General features: G+C 70.6%; 15 protein-coding genes. 8 read left to right on the forward strand and 7 right to left on the reverse strand.

Translation table 11 applies throughout. The annotated features are described in order from the left end of the window. The first annotated feature begins 2 nt into the window (after positions 1–2). Entirely contained in the window at positions 3–638 is a 636-nt protein-coding gene (locus ACQY9P_RS12935; RefSeq protein ID WP_421738867.1) for a TetR/AcrR family transcriptional regulator, read from the forward strand. Between the two features lie 57 nt (positions 639–695). On the opposite strand, the gene ACQY9P_RS12940 is transcribed toward ACQY9P_RS12935, so the two are convergent. After that, positions 696–2720, reverse strand: coding sequence for a phytase (locus ACQY9P_RS12940; RefSeq protein ID WP_421738866.1), 2025 nt, complete (start codon positions 2718–2720; stop codon positions 696–698). A gap of 192 nt (positions 2721–2912) precedes the next feature. Between ACQY9P_RS12940 and ACQY9P_RS12945 the strand changes: the two genes are divergently transcribed. Beyond that, on the forward strand, positions 2913–4493 hold the full coding sequence (locus tag ACQY9P_RS12945) for an ATP-binding protein (protein WP_421738865.1): 1581 nt from the start codon (positions 2913–2915) through the stop codon (positions 4491–4493). A gap of 159 nt (positions 4494–4652) precedes the next feature. Beyond that, positions 4653–4874, forward strand: a complete 222-nt coding sequence (locus tag ACQY9P_RS12950; RefSeq protein ID WP_421738864.1) for a hypothetical protein — start codon at positions 4653–4655, stop codon at positions 4872–4874. A gap of 208 nt (positions 4875–5082) precedes the next feature. Here ACQY9P_RS12950 and ACQY9P_RS12955 read toward each other — a convergent pair whose 3' ends face one another. Further along, positions 5083–5412, reverse strand: a complete 330-nt coding sequence (locus tag ACQY9P_RS12955) for a hypothetical protein (RefSeq protein WP_421738863.1) — start codon at positions 5410–5412, stop codon at positions 5083–5085. A gap of 296 nt (positions 5413–5708) precedes the next feature. On the opposite strand from ACQY9P_RS12955, the gene ACQY9P_RS12960 reads away from it, so the two are divergent. Next, the gene (locus tag ACQY9P_RS12960; protein WP_421738862.1) at positions 5709–6077 is read left to right on the forward strand and encodes a hypothetical protein; all 369 of its coding nucleotides are present in this window, start codon (positions 5709–5711) and stop codon (positions 6075–6077) included. A 56-nt stretch (positions 6078–6133) separates the two neighbouring features. After that, positions 6134–6637: a hypothetical protein gene (locus tag ACQY9P_RS12965; protein ID WP_421738861.1), complete on the forward strand. Its 504-nt coding sequence runs from the start codon at positions 6134–6136 to the stop codon at positions 6635–6637. Here ACQY9P_RS12965 and ACQY9P_RS12970 read toward each other — a convergent pair. From ACQY9P_RS12970 to ACQY9P_RS12990, 5 genes are all read right to left on the reverse strand, one after another. Beyond that, positions 6634–8919: a CHASE2 domain-containing protein gene (locus ACQY9P_RS12970; RefSeq protein ID WP_421738860.1), complete on the reverse strand. Its 2286-nt coding sequence runs from the start codon at positions 8917–8919 to the stop codon at positions 6634–6636. The genes ACQY9P_RS12965 and ACQY9P_RS12970 overlap by 4 nt on opposite strands. Before the next feature lie 3 nt (positions 8920–8922). Continuing rightward, positions 8923–10257 (reverse strand): FecR domain-containing protein, encoded by a 1335-nt coding sequence (locus ACQY9P_RS12975; protein WP_421738859.1) that lies wholly within the window; start codon positions 10255–10257, stop codon positions 8923–8925. Next, positions 10254–10988 carry a response regulator transcription factor gene (locus ACQY9P_RS12980; RefSeq protein ID WP_421738858.1) on the reverse strand — a complete coding sequence of 245 codons (735 nt, stop codon included), beginning with the start codon at positions 10986–10988 and terminating at the stop codon, positions 10254–10256. The genes ACQY9P_RS12975 and ACQY9P_RS12980 overlap by 4 nt, the downstream gene beginning before the upstream one ends. 236 nt (positions 10989–11224) lie before the next feature. Then, positions 11225–13528: a glycoside hydrolase family 3 N-terminal domain-containing protein gene (locus tag ACQY9P_RS12985; protein ID WP_421738857.1), complete on the reverse strand. Its 2304-nt coding sequence runs from the start codon at positions 13526–13528 to the stop codon at positions 11225–11227. A gap of 179 nt (positions 13529–13707) precedes the next feature. Further along, a complete protein-coding gene (locus ACQY9P_RS12990) occupies positions 13708–14055 on the reverse strand; it encodes a hypothetical protein (RefSeq protein ID WP_421738856.1) in 348 nt (115 codons plus the stop codon). A 152-nt stretch (positions 14056–14207) separates the two neighbouring features. Between ACQY9P_RS12990 and ACQY9P_RS12995 the strand changes: the two genes are divergently transcribed. From ACQY9P_RS12995 to ACQY9P_RS13005, 3 genes are all read left to right on the forward strand, one after another. Next, a complete protein-coding gene (locus tag ACQY9P_RS12995) occupies positions 14208–15785 on the forward strand; it encodes an aldehyde dehydrogenase (NADP(+)) (protein ID WP_421738855.1) in 1578 nt (525 codons plus the stop codon). A 179-nt stretch (positions 15786–15964) separates the two neighbouring features. Next, the gene (locus ACQY9P_RS13000; RefSeq protein ID WP_421738854.1) at positions 15965–16555 is read left to right on the forward strand and encodes an RNA polymerase sigma factor; all 591 of its coding nucleotides are present in this window, start codon (positions 15965–15967) and stop codon (positions 16553–16555) included. Further along, positions 16519–17520, forward strand: a complete 1002-nt coding sequence (locus ACQY9P_RS13005; protein ID WP_421738853.1) for a FecR family protein — start codon at positions 16519–16521, stop codon at positions 17518–17520. Before ACQY9P_RS13000 ends, ACQY9P_RS13005 begins: the two co-directional genes overlap by 37 nt. Positions 17521–17582 lie beyond the last annotated feature (62 nt).

Genomic DNA, 17582 nt, shown 5'->3' on the forward strand with positions numbered 1-17582 from the left:
AAATGGCCGCGAGAAATTCTGATGGGGGTGAGACAGCCGGGGCGGACGCCACGGTCTGCGCGCCCGCGTCGAAGCGCCCGGCCCGCGATCGGATCTTCGAGACGGCCCGTGAGCTGTTCTACCAGCACGGCATCCGCGCCGTGGGCGTCGAGACCATCGCCGCCGAGGCCGACGCCACCAAGATGACGCTGTATCGGAACTTCCCCTCCAAGGATGTTCTGGTCGCCGAAATCCTGCGCGAGCAGGAAAAGGACTACTGGATCTGGTGGGATCAGGTGACGTCGGCCTGTTGTGACGATCCGCGCGGCCAGCTGGAAGCGATCTTCGACGCCTTCGAGACCAAGGCCTGCAGCGGCGACATCCACGGCTGCCCGCTGTCGAACGCCGCCATCGAACTGCACGAGGTGGATCACCCGGCCCAGAAGGTGTCGGTGGCCTACAAGCAGACCCTGCACAAGCGGCTGATCGACCTGTGCCAGCGGGCCGGCGCGCCCGACAACGACCTGGCCGACGGCCTGATGCTGCTGATGGAGGGCTCGTCCTCGGCGCGCGTCACCCTGGGCGCCGAAGGTCCGGTGCGCGCCGTGGCGCGGGCGGGCCGGGCGCTGATCCGGTGTTCGCTGGGCGAGCGTCGTTAAAAACTGTCATCCCGGCTCGGCGCGCTTCGCTGCGGCCGGGATGACAAGATTTATGTACTAGGGCTTCAACCCCATCTTCGCCGCGATCGCCGACCACGGCACGAGCTTGAAGTTCTGGTTCTCCGGCGGCGAGACGTTGCGTCCGTCCTGGGCCACGAAGGCCCCGGCTTCCAGGCCGGCGCCCAGCGAGGCGCTGGTCACCTCCAGGCCGTCGGTTTCCGAGATGCCGTCGATGCCGGTCGCGCCGTCGGCGATCACCGCGAAGCTGCCGACATAGGCGTTGTCGCCCTCGCGCCGGAACACGGCGTAGCTGTTGTTGCCCTGGCTGGAGACGACCAGATAGCCCTTGCCGCCGGCCTGGGCGTAGATCCCCACGCCTTCCAGGTCGTTCTTCAGGGCGGAATTGTCGGCGACGCGCGTCACCGCCTTGCGGGTCGCCTCGGCGGACGGCTCGGCGCCCAGCTTCCACAGCGCGACGTCTTCCTCGGCGACATACAGGGCGCCGGTCTCGTCGTCGGCGACGCAGCCCTCGGTCTGGGTGTCGAACTTCAGGTCGCGCACCTGCTCGGCGCGCACCTTGCCGGCCGGGGTGGCGACCAGCTTCCACTGGCGCACGCCGCCGTCGGGATCGCTGATGAACACGAAGGTCGCGCCCTTGCGGTTGCGGTACATGCACAGGCCATAGGGATCCGACAGGCCGGTGGCCTGCACGCCGTCGGCGACCTCGGTCAGCAGGCGGGTGTCGGCGTCCAGCGTGTAGAGGGCGATCGATTTGTGGGTGCGGTCGCTGGCGGCCACCAGGGTGGTGGTCCTGCCGCCCAGTTTGAAGCCCTGGCGAAGGTCGACATTGTTCATCTTGCCGTCGGGCAGGTACTGCAGCGGCTTGCCCGTCAGGTCATGGACCAGCAGGCCGCCTTTCTTGTCGGTGGCCACGATGACGCTTCTGGCCGGATCGGTCGGGTGGACATAGATGGCCGGATCGTCGGCCGCGTCGCCGCCGTGATCCACCGGTCGGGTCTCCATGGTCGCCTGCACCAGGGCCAGCTTGCCGGGCGCGGTGGTTGGCGCGGCCTGGCCGGGCGAGACCTTCAGGGCGGCGGCGACGTCGTTCCACGACAGCACCTGGGTGTTGGCCCCGACCTTGCGGTCGTCGGTGACCAGCAGGGCGCCGGCCGGCAGGCTCGCGCCGACCGGCGCGCGGACGCCGAACAGGCCCGAGGGCTTTTGCAGCAGGTCGGCGCCGTTGGCCTGGATGCGGAAGGCGCCCAGGAATTTGTCGCCTGTGTTGCGGTCATAGACGTTGTAGTCGCCCGCATCGGCGTTGACGGCGACGAGATAGTCGCCCTCCGCGCCGCCGTTCAGGATCGCCAGGCCGCCGGTCTCGCCGGCCAGGCGCCCCAGGCGGTTGATGTCGACGATGGTCGGGACGGCCTCGGCTTCCGGATCGGCGTCATAGCGCCAGATCCCGACCGCCTGCTGGGCCACATAGAGCGCGCCGCTGGCGTCGTCGGACACGCAGTACTTAGCCTCGGACGACAGGTGCAGGCGGCGCGCCAGGCGGCCGTCCAGCTTGCCGTCGGCGGTGGGATACAGCAGCCACTGGTCCAGCTGGCCCTCGCCGCCCAGGGCGAAGACGTACAGCGAGCCGTCGCGGGCGCTCTGGCTCAGGCACAGGCCTTCGCCGGCATAGCCCAGCAACAGGGGACGCGCCTCGACCGCCCGGGCCTGGCCGGTGGCGAAGTCGTAGCGCGAGAGGCGGATGCGGCCTTCCTTGCGGTCGAGCACCGCGATCAGGTCGCCGCGCGCGTCGACGCCATAGGTCTCGCCGCCGGGCAGGGTGCCCGTGCGCGCGCCGTCCAGGCCATGGAATTCCAGGCCGCCCAGTTCGCCGGTCGCGGCGATGACGCTCTTGCCGGGATCGGCGGCGTTATAGAGCAGGGCGGCGGCGTTGGCCCCGCCTCGGGCCGTCGGCGCGGTCGCGCCGATGGGGGAGACAGTGGCCGATGTCTGGGCCAGGGCGCCGCCGCTGATCAGCAGGGTCAGGGCGCTCGTGGCGGCGAAGAGGGTGCGGAGTCGGATCATCTGGGTCCCACTGGCGGCAAGGGAGGCGTTATGACGAGACTTCAATACGCCTTCGTGACGCTGGAGGATCTCGGCGATCCCGCGTCCAGGTCCGGGGGCGCGACCTCAAGGCCTATGGCTGGTTAACGGATGGGCCTTCATAGTCGCGCGGTCGCCGCGGCGACGCGTTCCCTGAAGGAGGCCTGTTCGGCGATGAGTTTGAGGTCAGACATCGAAGGCCCCGTTCCGGGCCGGGTGGACCGCGACCATGACGCGGCGTCGGATCTCGCCAATTTCTTCGAGGTTTCCCTCGACCTGCTGTGCATTCGCGACATGGCGCTGAAGTTCACCCGGGTGAACCGCACCTGGGAATCGGTGCTGGGCTATTCGATCGCCGACCTGGAGGGCGGCGAGATGCTGCCCCTGGTGCATCCCGACGACCGCGAGGCCACGATCGAGCACATGCGCCGCATGGAGAGCGAGGACGAGGTCCGGGGCTACATCAATCGCTATCGCCACCGGGACGGCCACTATCGCCATCTGGAATGGCGGGCCCGGCGGGTCGGCGACAAGGTGTTCGGCGTCGCGCGCGACGTGACCGAGCGCCTGGTCGTCGAGGCCGAGATCGCGGCGGCCAAGCGGGCGGCCGAGGCCGCCAACGAGGCCAAGACCGACTTCCTGGCCAATATCAGTCACGAGATCCGCACCCCGCTGAACGGCGTGATCGGCGTCGCCGCGGCCCTCGCCCAGACCCCGCTGACGCCGGCCCAGCGCGAGATGGTGGATCTGATCCAGAGCTCGGGCGTGACCCTTGAGCGCCTGGTCTCCGACGTGCTGGACGTCTCGAAGATCGAGGCCGGCCAGGTGCAGCTGGAGGAGCAGGCCTTCGACCTGCGCGACGAGCTGGACGGCGTCCTCTACATCAATCGCCTGCGCGCCCTGGGCAAGGGCCTGGTCTTCGAGGTCGAATACGAGGATCGCGCCAGCGGCGACTTCCTGGGCGACATCACCCGGATCAAGCAGGTGTTCGGCAACCTGCTGGCCAACGCCGTCAAGTTCACCAGCCAGGGCCATGTGCTGGTGCGGATCGGCCTGACCCAGCCCGACCAGCCCGACGCGCCGTTCTGGCTGACGGCCGAGGTCGAGGACACCGGCTGCGGCTTCAGCCCGGCCTTTGGCGAGACCCTGTTCAACCGGTTCAGCCAGGCCGACACCAGCATCACCCGGCGCTTCGGCGGCACGGGCCTTGGCCTGTCGATCTGCAAGTCGCTGGTCGAGATGATGGGCGGACAGATCAACGCCCGCTCGGAGCTGGGCCGGGGCAGCCTGTTCCAGGTCCTGCTGCCGCTGCGGCCGGCCGAGCGCACCGCCGCGCCGGAGGCGGCCATGGCGGCCCTCGGCCCGTCCGTCGAAGACCAGCCGGCGCTGCGCGTCCTGCTGGCCGAGGACCACCCGGTCAATCAGCGCGTGGTCCAGCTGATCCTGGAACCGCAGGGCGCGCGGGTGCTGACGGTCGAGAACGGGGTCCAGGCCGTCGAGGCCTTCACCTCCGGCGTCTTCGACCTGGTGCTGATGGACATGCAGATGCCCGTCATGGACGGCCTGGCCGCCACCCGCGCGATCCGCGACCATGAGGCGGCCCGCCCGGACCGCGCGCGGACGCCCGTCATCATGCTCAGCGCCAACGCCATGGCCCAGCATCGCCAGGACGCGCTCGACGCCGGCGCCGACGCGCACATGTCCAAGCCGGTCACCGCCGCCAGCCTGATCCTGGGGATCAATGACGTGCTGTGACGGGCGAGCAATACGCTCGGCATAATGAAACCGACAATATTGGCCGCTACACCGCAGGTTCAGGCGGCGCTTCCGCGTGGGCTCAGGCCCGCATAGGCCGCCAGACGCCTTTCAGCGTCTTCAGACCTCGTTCCCGCGCGCGCCAGAGGACGCCGACCCATGCTCGACCTCGTCACCATCACCCGCGAGGAGTTCGCCGATCTGCGCGCGAGCCTGCCGGCCATCACCGACCGCTATCTGTTCGATGTGCTGGGCATCAGCGAGACCACCTGGGTCAAGCTGCGCAAGGGCCTGCCGATCAAGCGCGCCACCCTGGAGCGGGCCCTGGCCAAGCGCGACCGCTGGCGCGCCATGGGCGGCGCCTCGCGGATCGCGGCTTAAGCGGGGCGGTTGTCGGATCTGGGAGGCCTGGAGAGCGGGCGTTCTGATCGAACCTGAAAGCCAACTCTCACCGGCAGCACACTCTTGTCATCCCGGCGCTTCGCTGCGCTACGGCCGGGATGACAAGATTTTGTGGGTGAATGGCGCGAAGCTGGGCCGGCATCGACGATGGGTCCGTCACCTGTCGCAAACGTCTATCCATCGCCCCCTAGATCCGCCCCCGCCTGCCGCCCTTGAGGCGGTCGAGCGCGCGCTGGGCGATCTGGGCCTGGGTGACGGCGGCGGGCGGGACGGCCTGGTCGTGCTCCCCGTCGAGCCCCATGTCCGGCGTCGGGGCGATGAGGGGCCTGGGCGGGACCATGGCGGCGATCTTGCGGACCACGGCGGCCATCTCACCGCAGGCCCGGGCCTTTTCGCGGGCCTTTTTGACGGCGGCGGGGTCGTCGCTGGTCTCGATGGTCTTCCAGGCCGCGTCGAGGGCGGCCATCAGCTTCAGTTGCAGGTCCTGGGACCAGGCGGGGACGGATCTCTGGGTCATGCCTAGAGTGTGCGGCCGGTTTGGAAGCCGGGGATAAGAAACGTGCGTTTTCCTTCAGGTCATTGATTTAATTCAGGTCTATCCAGAAGGGGGCGGGGATGGACGCTCCGCATGGCGTGCGCCAGCCGACCTCAAGCCCTGTGGATAACTTTTCGCGACGCCGCTTCAGGGCCTTCGCGCGGCGCCCGCCGGCCGCCATCGGGCGAGCTTTGTAATCTATTGTAAAAGCAGGGCCTCCACCTCTGGTGGCGCCGGCGGTCCTGCCCTTTAACCCTGGCCTTGGCTTAGGGGCGGACATGGACCAGGCAGAGGCGACAGCGCGGGGACAGGGCGGCGGGGCCGCCACGGTCGCGATCCTCAATCCGCTGGTCGATGAGATCGTCCAGGCGCTGCTGGCGATGGGCGGCGCGGCGCATCGGGATTCGGTGATCGCCTATGTCGCCCGGCAGCGGGGCCTGTTTCGTCCGCCGGCCGAGTTGGCCCAGGCGCTGGCCGAGGCCTTCGCCGCCTATTGCGGCGGGGCGGTCGATCCGCGTTCGCCGGGTCTGCTGCATCTGCCTTACGGCGCTGAAAGCCAGCGCTGGGCCCTGACCGACCAGGCCTTTGGGCTGCTGCGCGAGAGCCAGGCGCGATCAGCGGATGACCGCGAGCCCCGCGCCCGCTAAATTCCAACCGTAATCAGACCTTGGCCTTCATGGGCCGGGGAGGGGAGCGATCGAACGTGCGCATCTTGGCGATCACCATGGCGACAGCCCTGACCCTGGGCGGCTGCGCCACGGCCCCGGCCGTGGTCCGCGAGGGCGATCTGGCGGCGCTGCGCGGCAAGAGCCTGGCGCCGTTGAGCGGTCAGGCCGCGCCGACCGACGCGGTGCTGGCCCGGGCGATCGAGGCCGGCGTTCTGAAGCGTCTCGGCGCGGGTGGGGCCGACATCTCGGGCGGCAAGCCGCCGGCCTATCTGCTGCAGGTCGGGGTCGGAACCTCCGCGCCGGCCCTGGGCGTTTCCAAGGTCGCCGGGCCGTCGTTCAAGGAGACCGCCTGGCGCAGCGCGCCGACCAAGCGCCATTTCTGGCAGCGCGGCGGTCCGGCCCAGACGGCCACGGCGGTGATCCTGGATGTCTCGACCGGCAAGCCCGCCGCCTGGGCCTCGGTGCGGGTCGGTCGCGGCGATGCGGAAGAGATGGCTGACCAGTTGGCGCTGGCCCTGGCCAATACGCCCAAGACCTAGCCCGCCCGATACTCCGGCAGCCTCAGCGTGAAGGTCGCCCCGGCGCCGGGCGCGCTGGAGCACAGCACGCCGCCGCCATGCCGCGCGGCGGCGGCCTCGACGAAGGCCAGGCCCAGTCCCACGCCGCCGGCGGCTTCCGCGCCCGGACGGTCGAAACGCTGGAACGCCCGGAACGCCATGGCCGCCTCCTCGGGCGACAGGCCGGGTCCCTGGTCGCTGATCGCGATGTCGACGAAGGCGCGGCCCTCGGTCTGAACGGTCCGGGCCGACACCCTGATGCGCGAGCCTTCCGGGCTGTATTTCACGGCATTGCCCAGCAGGTTGACCAGGGCGCGGGCCAGCACGCCGCGATCGCCCAGCACCATCAGGGGCGCGTCGCACCCGTCCTGCTCGATCTCGATATGGCGCTGGCGACACTGGGGCCACAGCTCGTCCACCGCCTCGACGGCGACGTCGCAGACATCCACCGGCTCCATGGCCACGGGCGTGACCTCGGCGCGGGCCAGCTGCACGAAGCCGTCGGCCAGGGCCAGGGTGCGGCGCGCGCAGGCCGCCAGGCGGTCCGACAGCTCCGGCGGCACGTCCGGCGTCGTGGCCAGCAGGGCCAGGATCGAGGTCTGCGGCGAGCGCATGTCGTGGGTCAGCAGCTGCAGGGCCTGTTCGCGCTGGCGCATGGCGGCGGTCAGGGTGGTGATGTCGGCCAGCCGCACGATCCAGCCGTCGCTCTGGCCGGCCTCGTCGCGCCGGAACACCGTCTGCGACTGATAGGCCCGGCCGTCGGCCAGGTGCAGGTCGACCGGGTCGATGCGGTCGGCTTCCGGCGGCCACGACTCGTCGAAGGTGCGGCCCAGGGGCTCCAGGGCGTTGAGCAGCGACGCCACCGAGGCGCCGGCCAGGGCGACCGGCGCGCCCCGCAGCAAGGTCTGGGCGGCGGCGTTGGCGGCGATCACCCGGCGCTTGGCGTCCAGCACCACGGTGGCGTCGGGCAGGCTGAACAGGGCGTCGGCCGAGAAGCGGCGCAGGTCCTCGATCCGGTTGATGGCCGCGCCCAGGCTCAGCGCCTGACGGGCCACCAGATCGCTCTCGAAGCCCTCGGCCGGCGGGGTGTGGGTGACGGGCAGCAGGCGGCGCAACTCGCGGCCCAGCAGGTCGCTGACCCGGCCCAGCTGGCCCCAGCCCCAGACCAGCGACACCGCCGCCAGGCCGATGATCGTCGCCACCGGCGACAGCCACAGGTCGGCGCGCCAGAAGAAGGCGGCGCTCAGCGCCAGGGCGCAGCTCGACAGTCCGACCAGCAGGGCCAGGTTGGCGCGCGGCGGCAGGACCAGCAGCCCGGCCAGCAACAGCCACAGCAGGCTCAGCGCGAAGGCGATGCGACTGACCAGGCCGGCGGGCTTGACCATGGCGCCGCTGCGCAGGCCGTCCAGCACGCTGGCCTGCAGCTGCACGCCGGTCATGCTGGCCGCGTCCGGGGTCACCGGCGTCGGGAAGGCGGGGCCAAGGCCGGGGGCGGTCATGCCGACGAAGACCGTGCGGCCGGCGATCAGCTCGGACGGGATCTCGCCGGCCAGCACGCTGGAGAACGACACCCGGGGAAACCGGTCGGGTCCGCCGGCGAAGGGAATCAGCAGGGTGGTCTCGGCGCCGCGCGTCACGTCCGGCGCGCCGGGCGCGTGGGTGGCGCGGTGGACCACGGTCATCAGGTCCGGCGTCAGGTCGGGGCCCAGGGCCTCGAACGGCGCCATGCGGCGGACCACGCCGTCGGCGTCGAAGCGCACATGCACCAGGCCCAGGCCGGCGGCGCCCTGAACGAACTCGGGCAGGGGGCCGATCAGGCGCTCGGGGCTGTCGGGGCCGGCCGGCTCGATGAACTGGGGCAGATAGACCCGGCCCGACAGGGCGATGGCGTTGGCCAGGGCCGCGTCGTCGCTGGGATTGGCCGCGGGCTGGCTGAACAGCACGTCATAGACGATGGTCCGCGCGCCGGCCGCCGTCAGCCTGTCGATCATCCTGGCGTGGGCGGTGCGCGACCAGGGCCAGGCGCCCATGTCGCCCAGGCTCTTCTCGTCGACCTCGACAATCAGGATCGAGGGGTCGACCGGCCGCGACGACGCCCGTTGCAGGGCGTCGTAGAGGATGTTGTCCAGCCGGGTCGTCAGCGAACTGGCGGTCAGGCCGGCCAGGGCGATGCTGGTCAGGGTCGCGATCAGCAGCCAGTTCAGCAACCGTCGGCGCGGCGAGACCGGTGAGGCCGGTCGGAGCGGTCGCGACGGAGACAGCAAGGCCTATTGCCCGATCTGCAACGTCTGCATCGGGCCGACCTTTTCGCTGAACGTCCCGCCCTTGAAGCGCACCGCGCTGACCCGCCAGCCATAGGTTCCGGGCGGCAGGTCGGTGAGGGTCAGTTGCGGCTCGGACAGGCCTGGCTGGTCGACGATCGGCGAGGCCGCGTCGGTTCCCGCAAACAGCTGGAAGCGGAAGCTGCGCACGCCGTCGCCGGCCGCGCTCCAGCGGAACAGGAAGTTGCGGTGCTTGCCCGAGGTCTGGGCGCTGGGCGCCGCGCCGGGTTCCAGGACGTCGAGATCGCGATCGAAGCTGTAGTCGGCCGGCAGGCCTTCCAGGCCGCCGCCGTCCAGGGCGGTCAGGCGCACGAAATAGGTGCCGTTGGCGATCTCGCCGAACGCGGCGGCGGGCGTGGCGCTGTCCTTTTCCGCGAAGATCTCGACGAAGCCGGCGTCGCGCGACAGGGCCAGGCGATACAGGGCCGCGCCCGTCACGGGCTCGACGGCGAAGGCGACGATCTTGTCGCCCTGGCGCTGGCCGCCGGCGCCCAGCTTGGGCGCGGGCAGCAGGGCCACCGGCGCGCTGACGCCGGCGGGCGTGGCGCTGACGCCGAAGCCGGCCGGAACGGGCGGGCCGCTGGTCGCGGCCGAGGCCAGGTCGACGGCGACCGCGCCCTTCAGCACCTCGGTCTGGGCCTTGGCGCCGGTCGGGTCCTGGCCGACCCGGAACTCGGTGCCGCGCACGGCCGAGATCGAGACGGGGGTGCGAACCTCGAAGCGGCCGCTGGGATTGGGGTTGGGCGTGGCCGAGATCACGCCCCGGCCCTGGTCCATGTGGAACACCCGCTGGGGGGCGTTGTTCAGCAGGATCTGGCGCATGCGCTCGATGCGCAGGCTGGTGTTGGACGGCAGGGTGACGCGGGAATCGTCGGCCATCTCGAACGTGGCGAAGCCGCCGGGGCCGGTGATGATCCGCTGGCCCTCGACCAGGACCATGCCGGCGCGGGCCGGGGCCTTGGCGCCGTTGGTCTCCAGATCCACCGGTCCGCTGACGGCGCTGAACCGGGCGTCGATCGGCGTGCTCTTCAGCAGGTTCGGGTCGATCAGCAGGGTCGAGCCGATCTTCAGCGCCTTGGGGCGGCGGATCTGGTTGGCGCGCTGCACGCTCAGATAATCGCGGGGATTGCGCAGATAGGCGGCCGCGAAGCCGATCAGGGTGTCGCCGGGGCGAACGATATAGGGGACGGGCGAATCGATCGCCGGCGCGGCCGCGGCGGCGGTCGACAGGGTCAGGCCAAGGGTCGCGGCGAGGATGGCGAAATCACGCGCGGGCATCATGTTTGGGTCGCTCCGGCTTCGGCGTCCGCCCCGGGGCGGCCCTGGGGATCACAGGCCTCGAGACGATAACCGAAACCGTAGACGGTCGTTAGACGAAACCCGTTGGCGGGGCGAAGCTGAAGCTTGGCCCGCAGGCGCGAGACGTGGGCGTCCAGGGTGCGGGTCTCCAGATCGGGCCGCTGGCCCCAGACGCGACGCAGCAGATATTCGCGCGACAGCGGCCGGGCCAGGTTGTTGAACAGGATCACCGCCAGCTGGAATTCCTTGGGCGTCAGCGTCTCGACATGGTCGGCCCAGCCGACGGTGTGGGTGGCGGGGTCCATGCGGTAGAGGCCGTGCTGCTCGACCTGCGGCGTGACCGGCGCGCGATAGACCCGGCGGGCCAGGGCGTTGACCCGGGCCAGCAGCACCGGCGGCTGCAGCGGCTTGACGATGTAGTCGTCGGCCCCGGCGTTCAGGCCCTCGACCAGGTCGGCCTCGATCGAGCGGCTGGTCAGCAGCAGCACCGGTGGCGCGGCCGGCAGCATCTCGTCGATCCGACGCAGGGTCTCGATGCCGCTGAGGTCGGGCATGTTCCAGTCGATGATCAGCAGGTCGAAGGTCTGGCGGCGCAGTTCGGCCAGCAGGCGTTCGGGGTGGGTGAAGCTGACGCAGTCATAGCCGGCGGGGCCCAACAGTCCGGCGACCAGCGCGTTGTGGCTCTCGTCGTCGTCGAGAAGGGCGACTTTCATGCGCTCACTTGAAAAGAGGAAATCGCGCGCCCCGCTGCGAGAGCGGGGCGCGCGGCGGGCGTCCGCCTGTCCGGTGGGGGGGATCCAGATGATCGTCCGCCCATTGGGAATACCTTGTTCGCCCTTGCGTCGCGCTAGGCCAGGCAAGGATTTTACAATGGTTTACAGTCTGGTTCGAGACGCTTTGGCGCCGGTTGGGGCGGGTGCGAGCCCAAAATCCCCGTCGCGGGCCGACATCAGGCCACCGTCACGGGGGTGAGCAGCGAGGCGGCGGGCTCGGTGGTCCAGCCGTCGGCGGCCACCATGAACGATCCGCGCAGCCGGATGTCGTCGGACGAGGCGCCGATCATCACATCGATTCGGCCGGCCTGCACCCGCCAGCGCCCCGCGTCCCAGAACGCCACCTGGGCGGCGGTCAGGCGGAAGGTGACGCGCCGGGTCTCGCCGGGCTTGAGAGCCACCCGGACGAAGCCGCGCAGTTCCTTGACCGGCCGGGCCACCAGGGCGACCGGATCGCGGACATACAGCTGCACCACCTCATCGGCGGCGACCTTGCCGGTATTGGTCACCGACAGGCTGATCGCCACGGCGCTGTCCAGGCCGATGGCGGCGCGGTCCAGGGCCAGGTCCGCATAGGCGAAGCTGGCGTAGCTGAGGCCGTGGCCGAACGGGTAGAGCGGCCCGACCTCGACATCGTGATAGCGGGCCGTGTCCTTCAGCAGGTCCGCATCCGCCGGGCGGCCCGTGGGGTTGTGGGCGTAGAAGGTCGGGCTGGTCCCGCTGTTGCGCGGCAGGCCGGCGGGCAGGCGGCCGGCGGGCGAGACCTTGCCGGTCAGCACATCGACGATGGCCGGACCGCTCTCGACGCCCAGGAACCAGGTCTCGATCGCCGCCCCGGCCTTGCCCAGGATCTCGGCCAGGGCGATCGGGCGGCCGTTCATCAGCACCACGACCACCGGCTTGCCGGTCGCCAGCACGGCCTGCGCCAGCTGTGACTGTACGCCGGGCAGGGTGATGTCGGACCGGCTGCGGGATTCGGCGCTGTGGTCATAGTCCTCGCCGATCACCAGCAGCACGACATCGGCGGCCCGGGCGGCCGCGACGGCGGCCGGGATGCCCGAGGCGTCGTCTCCGCGCGGCGCCGCGCCGGGCTGATAGTCGATGGCCGCGCCGGTTTCGCGCAGCGCCGCCAGCAGGGTCTTGACGTCGGCGACCTGACCCCGGGCGCGCCAGGATCCAAGGGCCGAGGAGGCGTCGTCGGCCAAGGCGCCGATCACCGCGACGCGCTTGCCGGCCGGCAGGGGCAGCAGGCCGCCGTCGTTCTTCAGCAGCACGATGGCCTTGCGGGCCGCCTCGCCGGCGACGGCGCGGTGGGCGGGGGAGTTCAGCTCGGTCTTCTCCCGCGCCGCGTCGCCGAACCGGAACGGATCGTCGAACAGGCCCAGCCTGGCCTTGGTGGCCAGCACCCGGCCGACGGCCTGGTCGAGATAGGGCAGCAGGCCCTTGTCGGCCTCGACGGCCTCGCGCAGGTGGCCGGCATAGACGCCGCCGGCCATGTCCATGTCGACGCCGGCCTTCAGGGCCAGGGCGGCGGCCTGGGCCGGGGTCTCGGCGATCCCGTGGTTGATCAGCTCCAGGATGGCGTTCCAGTCGCTGACCACCAGGCCCTGATAGCCCCAGTGTTCGCGCAGCTGGCCGCGGACCAGGGCCTCGTTGGCCGTGGTCGGCACGCCGGCGATGTCGTTGAAGGCGGTCATGAAACTGCCCGCGCCCGCTCGGACCGAGGCGTAGAAGGGCGGCATGCACACCTCCTGCAGGGTGCGCTCGGACAGGTCGGCGCTGTCATAGTCGCGCCCGCCCATGGCCGCGCCATAGGCCCCGAAGTGCTTGGCGCAGGCCAGGATCACGTCCTTGCCGCTCAGGTCGTCGGTCTGCAGGCCCAGGATCTGGGCCTCGGCCATGCGCGACCCCAGATAGGGATCCTCGCCGGCCCCCTCGACGATGCGACCCCAGCGCGGGTCGCGGGCGATGTCGACCATCGGGGTGAAGGTCCAGTGCAGGCCGCTGATCGACGTCTCGATCGCCGCCACCCGCGAGCAGGCCCGGGCGATGTCCGGATCAAAGGTCGCCGCCAGACCCAGGGGCACGGGGAAGATGGTGCGGAAGCCATGGATCACGTCGATGCCGAACAGCAGCGGGATCTTCAGCCGGCTTTCCTCGACCGCCACCCGCTGCAGCTCGCGCAGGAAGTCGGCCCCGGCCACATGCAGGTACGAGCCGATCGCGCCCTTGCGGACCAGGTCCAGTTGGGCCGCGTCGATCTTCGAGTTCAGCGCCTTCTGCCGCCCGCCGGGGACCTGGTTCAACTGGCCGATCTTCTCGTCCAGGGTCATCTGGCCGATCAGGCGCTTGATCAGCGCCGCGTGGTCGGCGCGGCGGGGCGCGGCCTGAGCGACGCCGGCCAGGGCCAGGGCGGTCGCGCTGGCCAGCAGGGCCCTGCGGCTCAGGCCGTCACGCGATCCTGTTGTGATTGGCGGCATCCCTGGGTCTCCCATCGCGGCGGCCTCTTTGATCGGCCTTCCCGTCGGGTGACCCTCGCAGAAGTTCAGTCGGCCGACAACGCTGTCAGATCGGGCCTGGCGCTAGGCGAGCGGCGGCGCGCTTCCGTCGGCCGGGCTCCGGGCCGGATTGTTCGCTTCAGTATCCGCGAGGCGCCGGGCTAGGCCCGGGGCAGCTTGCTCAGCGCCTTGGCCCGCATCGCCTTGGCCTGATCGGGCGCGACCTGGTCGAAGATCATCGCCAGATGCTGGTCCTTGGCGTGGTCGTTGTGCAGGTCCCAGGCCAGGGACACCGGCAGGCGCAGGCGCGAGCCGTCGTCCAGCCGCACCACCAGCACCCGCCAGCTGAAGCCCTCGCCGGCGTCGCCCAGCGGATCCTTGAACTCCAGCGGGGCGGGATCGCGCAGCAGGAAGTCGCGCTCGGGCTTGGCGTCGAACCACGCCTTGTCGGCCAGGGCCGTGACGTCGGCGGCGGGCGCGACGACCTTTCCGGAAAGATTGCGGGCCATGGTCTATCTCCTGACGAAGCGGGCCCCTATTAGCCACTCCCGCGCCCACCATCCATCGTCACCGTGGCGATCTCGGTCGCGAGACACTATGTTACCGCTACCCTTTCCGTCGCGATGGAAAGCGACTCAACCTTCGAACAGGGAATGGCTTCGTGAACTTGACCGGTGAACTGCTGATCGGCGGCCGCGCGACGCGTGGCGCGCAGGGTGAAATTCGCGGGATCGATCCCGCCACGGGCGAGACGCTGGAGACCGTTTTCGGCGGCGCGACGCTTGAGGATCTCGAGGCCGCCTGCGCGCTGGCGGCGGCGGCCTTCCAGCCCTACCGCGCCCTGTCCTACGAGACCCGCGCCACCTTCCTGGAGACCATCGCCGAGCACATCGAGGCGCTGGGCGACGACCTGATCGTTCGCGTCATGGCCGAGAGCGGCCTGCCGCGCGGACGGCTGGAAGGCGAGCGGGGACGCACGACGGGCCAGTTGCGCCTGTTCGCCAGCGTCCTGCGCGACGGCGGCTTCCTGGAGACCCGCATCGATCCGGCGATGCCGGACCGCAAGCCGATGGCCCGCCCGGACCTGCGGCTGCGCAACATTCCGCTGGGCCCCGTGGCCGTGTTTGGCGCGTCCAACTTCCCGCTGGCCTTCTCGGTGGCCGGGGGCGACACCGCCTCGGCCCTGGCGGCCGGCTGCCCGGTGGTGGTCAAGGCCCACCCGGCTCACCCCGGCACGTCGGAAATGATGGGCCGCGCCATTCAAGGCGCCGTGGCCGCCTGCGGTCTGCATCCGGGCGTCTTCAGCCTGATCCATGACAGCGGCTTCGAGGTCGGCCAGGCTCTGGTCGCCGACCCGCGCATCAAGGCCGCCGGCTTCACCGGGTCGCGTCGCGGGGGCCTGGCCCTGGCGGCCGTCGCCCAGGGCCGGCCCGAGCCGATCCCGTTCTACGCCGAGATGAGCAGCATCAATCCGGTGCTGCTGTTCCCCGCCGCCCTGGCCGCGCGCGGTCCCGCGATCGCCAAGGACTTCGTCGGCGCCCTGACCCTGGGCGCGGGCCAGTTCTGCACCAATCCCGGCCTGATCCTGGCGCTGGAAGGCCCCGAGCTGAACGGCTTCCTGGCCGCCGCCGAGGAGGCCCTCAGCCCCGTTCCGGCCGCCACCATGCTGACCCCGGCCATCAGCCGCGTCTACGCCGCCGGCGTTCAGGCCCTGGCTCAGAGCGCGGTGGTCACCCAGGTGGCCAAGGGCCAGCAGCCCGGACACAACCAGGGCCAGGCCGCGCTGTTCAGCGTGTCCGGCGCCGACTTCCTGGCCCATCCGCATCTGGCCGAGGAGGTGTTCGGCGCCGCCTCGATCGTGGTGCGCTGCGCCGACATGGCGGAACTGCACAGGGTGGTTCTGGCCCTGGAAGGCCAGCTGACCGTCGCCCTGCACATGGACGAGCCCGACCACGCCCTGGCCGCCGACCTGCTGCCCGACCTGGAACTGAAGGCCGGCCGCATCCTGGTCAACGGCTTCGGCACCGGCGTTGAGGTGGCGCACGCCATGGTCCACGGCGGTCCGTTCCCGGCCACGTCCGACAGCCGGACCACCTCGGTGGGGAGCCTGGCCATCGCCCGCTTCCTGCGGCCGGTCAGCTACCAGAACCTGCCCGCCGCCCTGCTGCCTGACGAACTCAAGCCCGAGAACCCCCTGGGTCTGGCGCGCCGGGTCGACGGCAAGCTGAGCCTGACCTGAGACTGACAGCCGTCACGCGCCTTCTTTCTCCTATGGGACTTCCCCAGAGGAAGGAGGCGCTGGCGGCGCTGGACCACCCATACCCGTCAGGCGCCCGATAAGGCGGCGCTTTGAGAAATGCCACCTCTGGCTAGTTGCCATGGCTTGCGGATCACGGTTCGTTACGGGAGGGGGTAGGTATGGATTCACAAGACGACGAGCGCCGCGCCTGGTTCCGGCGCGAGATTTTGCCGCTCGAGCCTCAGCTCCTGACCTATGCCCGCCGGTTCTGCCGCGACGGCGAGGCCGACCCCGAAGACCTGGTGCATGACGCCTTCGCCAAGGCCATCGCCTACAAGGCGTGGCGCGAGGTGCTGAACCCCGCCGCCTTCGCCGCCCGCATCGTGCGCAACGTGGCGCTGGACTCCCTGAGGCGACGCAAGGTTCTGACCATCACCGCCGTGGCCGATTTCGAGCGGCTGTCGCTGGTGGACGAGGCCCCGACCCAGGAGGACGTGGCCGTCGGGCGCGACGAGCTTCGCCAGCTTCGGGAGGCGATCGGTGAACTGCCGGTTCAGTGCCGAAAGGTTTTCACCCTGCGGAAGGTCTATAATCTTTCGCCCCGCCAGATAGCGGAAAGGCTCGGCCTGTCCGTCTCCACTGTAGAGAAGCATCTCGTGAAGGGATTGCGTTACTGTTCGGATAGACTGGGCCGTGTCGACGGTCGGATCAGCAAGGTTGACGAAGGGCGTTCATGGGTCGCGAAGCGGGATCTCGGCGGGAAGCGATAAGGCTGGAGGCCGCCCGATGGGTGGTCCAGCTCGACGCGCCGGCCTGCCTCGCCGCCGATCGCGCCGCCTTCGAGGCCTGGCGCGACCAGGGCCCTGAGTACGAGGTCGCGTTCGAGCGCGAGGCCGCCGCCTGGGAGCGGCTTGACCGCCTGCGGGCCCTGTCGCCGCGGGCCGAGACGCCGGACGCCGATCTGCTCGCTCCGGCCCACAAGCGCTCGCCGTTCCGGAAAATGGACGGCCTGGACGCCAAGGGCTGGGCGCGCGCGGCCGCCGTGGTCGGCGCGCTGGGCATGGTCGCCGCCGGGGTGATCTCGGCCACCGCCTCGACCGCCTACGCCACCGCCATCGGCGAGCGGCGCGTGATCGTGCTCAGCGACAACAGCCGTATCGAGCTCAACACCAACAGCAAGGTCCTGGTTCGCTATCGCAAGGGCGCGCGGGAAATCCGTCTGGTGCGCGGCGAGGCCCTGTTCGCCGCGTCGCCCGACGCGCGGCCCTTCATCGTCACGGCGGCCGGAACCCAGCTGGAGACCTCGGACGCCGCCCAGATCGCGGTGCGGGTGAAAGGCGATGTCGCCGCCGTCACGGTCAGGAGCGGGGCGGTCGACGTCGATCTGAAGGACTCCGACCGGGAGTCCCGCCAGCCGGCCGGCGTCGCCGCCGTCTACACCCCGGCCGGAGGGCGCGTTCAGCGCGTCTCCACCGCCGAGATCGACCGGTCCCTGGCCTGGCGGCAGGGCGGCATCGCCCTGAACGGCCAGACGCTGGCGCAGGCCGTGGCCGAGTTCAACCGCTACAACCGCCAGCGCATCTCGGTCGATGAGGCCTCGGTCTCGGGCCTGCGCCTGGCCGGCTATTTCCAGAGCACCGAGCCGGGCAGCTTCGTCGCCGCGGTGACCAGCGCGTTCCCGGTGCGCGCCACGCGCGACGCCGAGGGCGCGATCCACCTGACCGCGCGCGACTGATCCAGGCCGCGCCAAGCGCCGTGTCGGGCGAGGCGGACAAATAATCCTGTCGCGACTGGCGG

This window comes from Caulobacter sp. (assembly GCF_965279145.1).
In the GTDB taxonomy this organism is placed as follows: Bacteria; Pseudomonadota; Alphaproteobacteria; order Caulobacterales; family Caulobacteraceae; genus Caulobacter.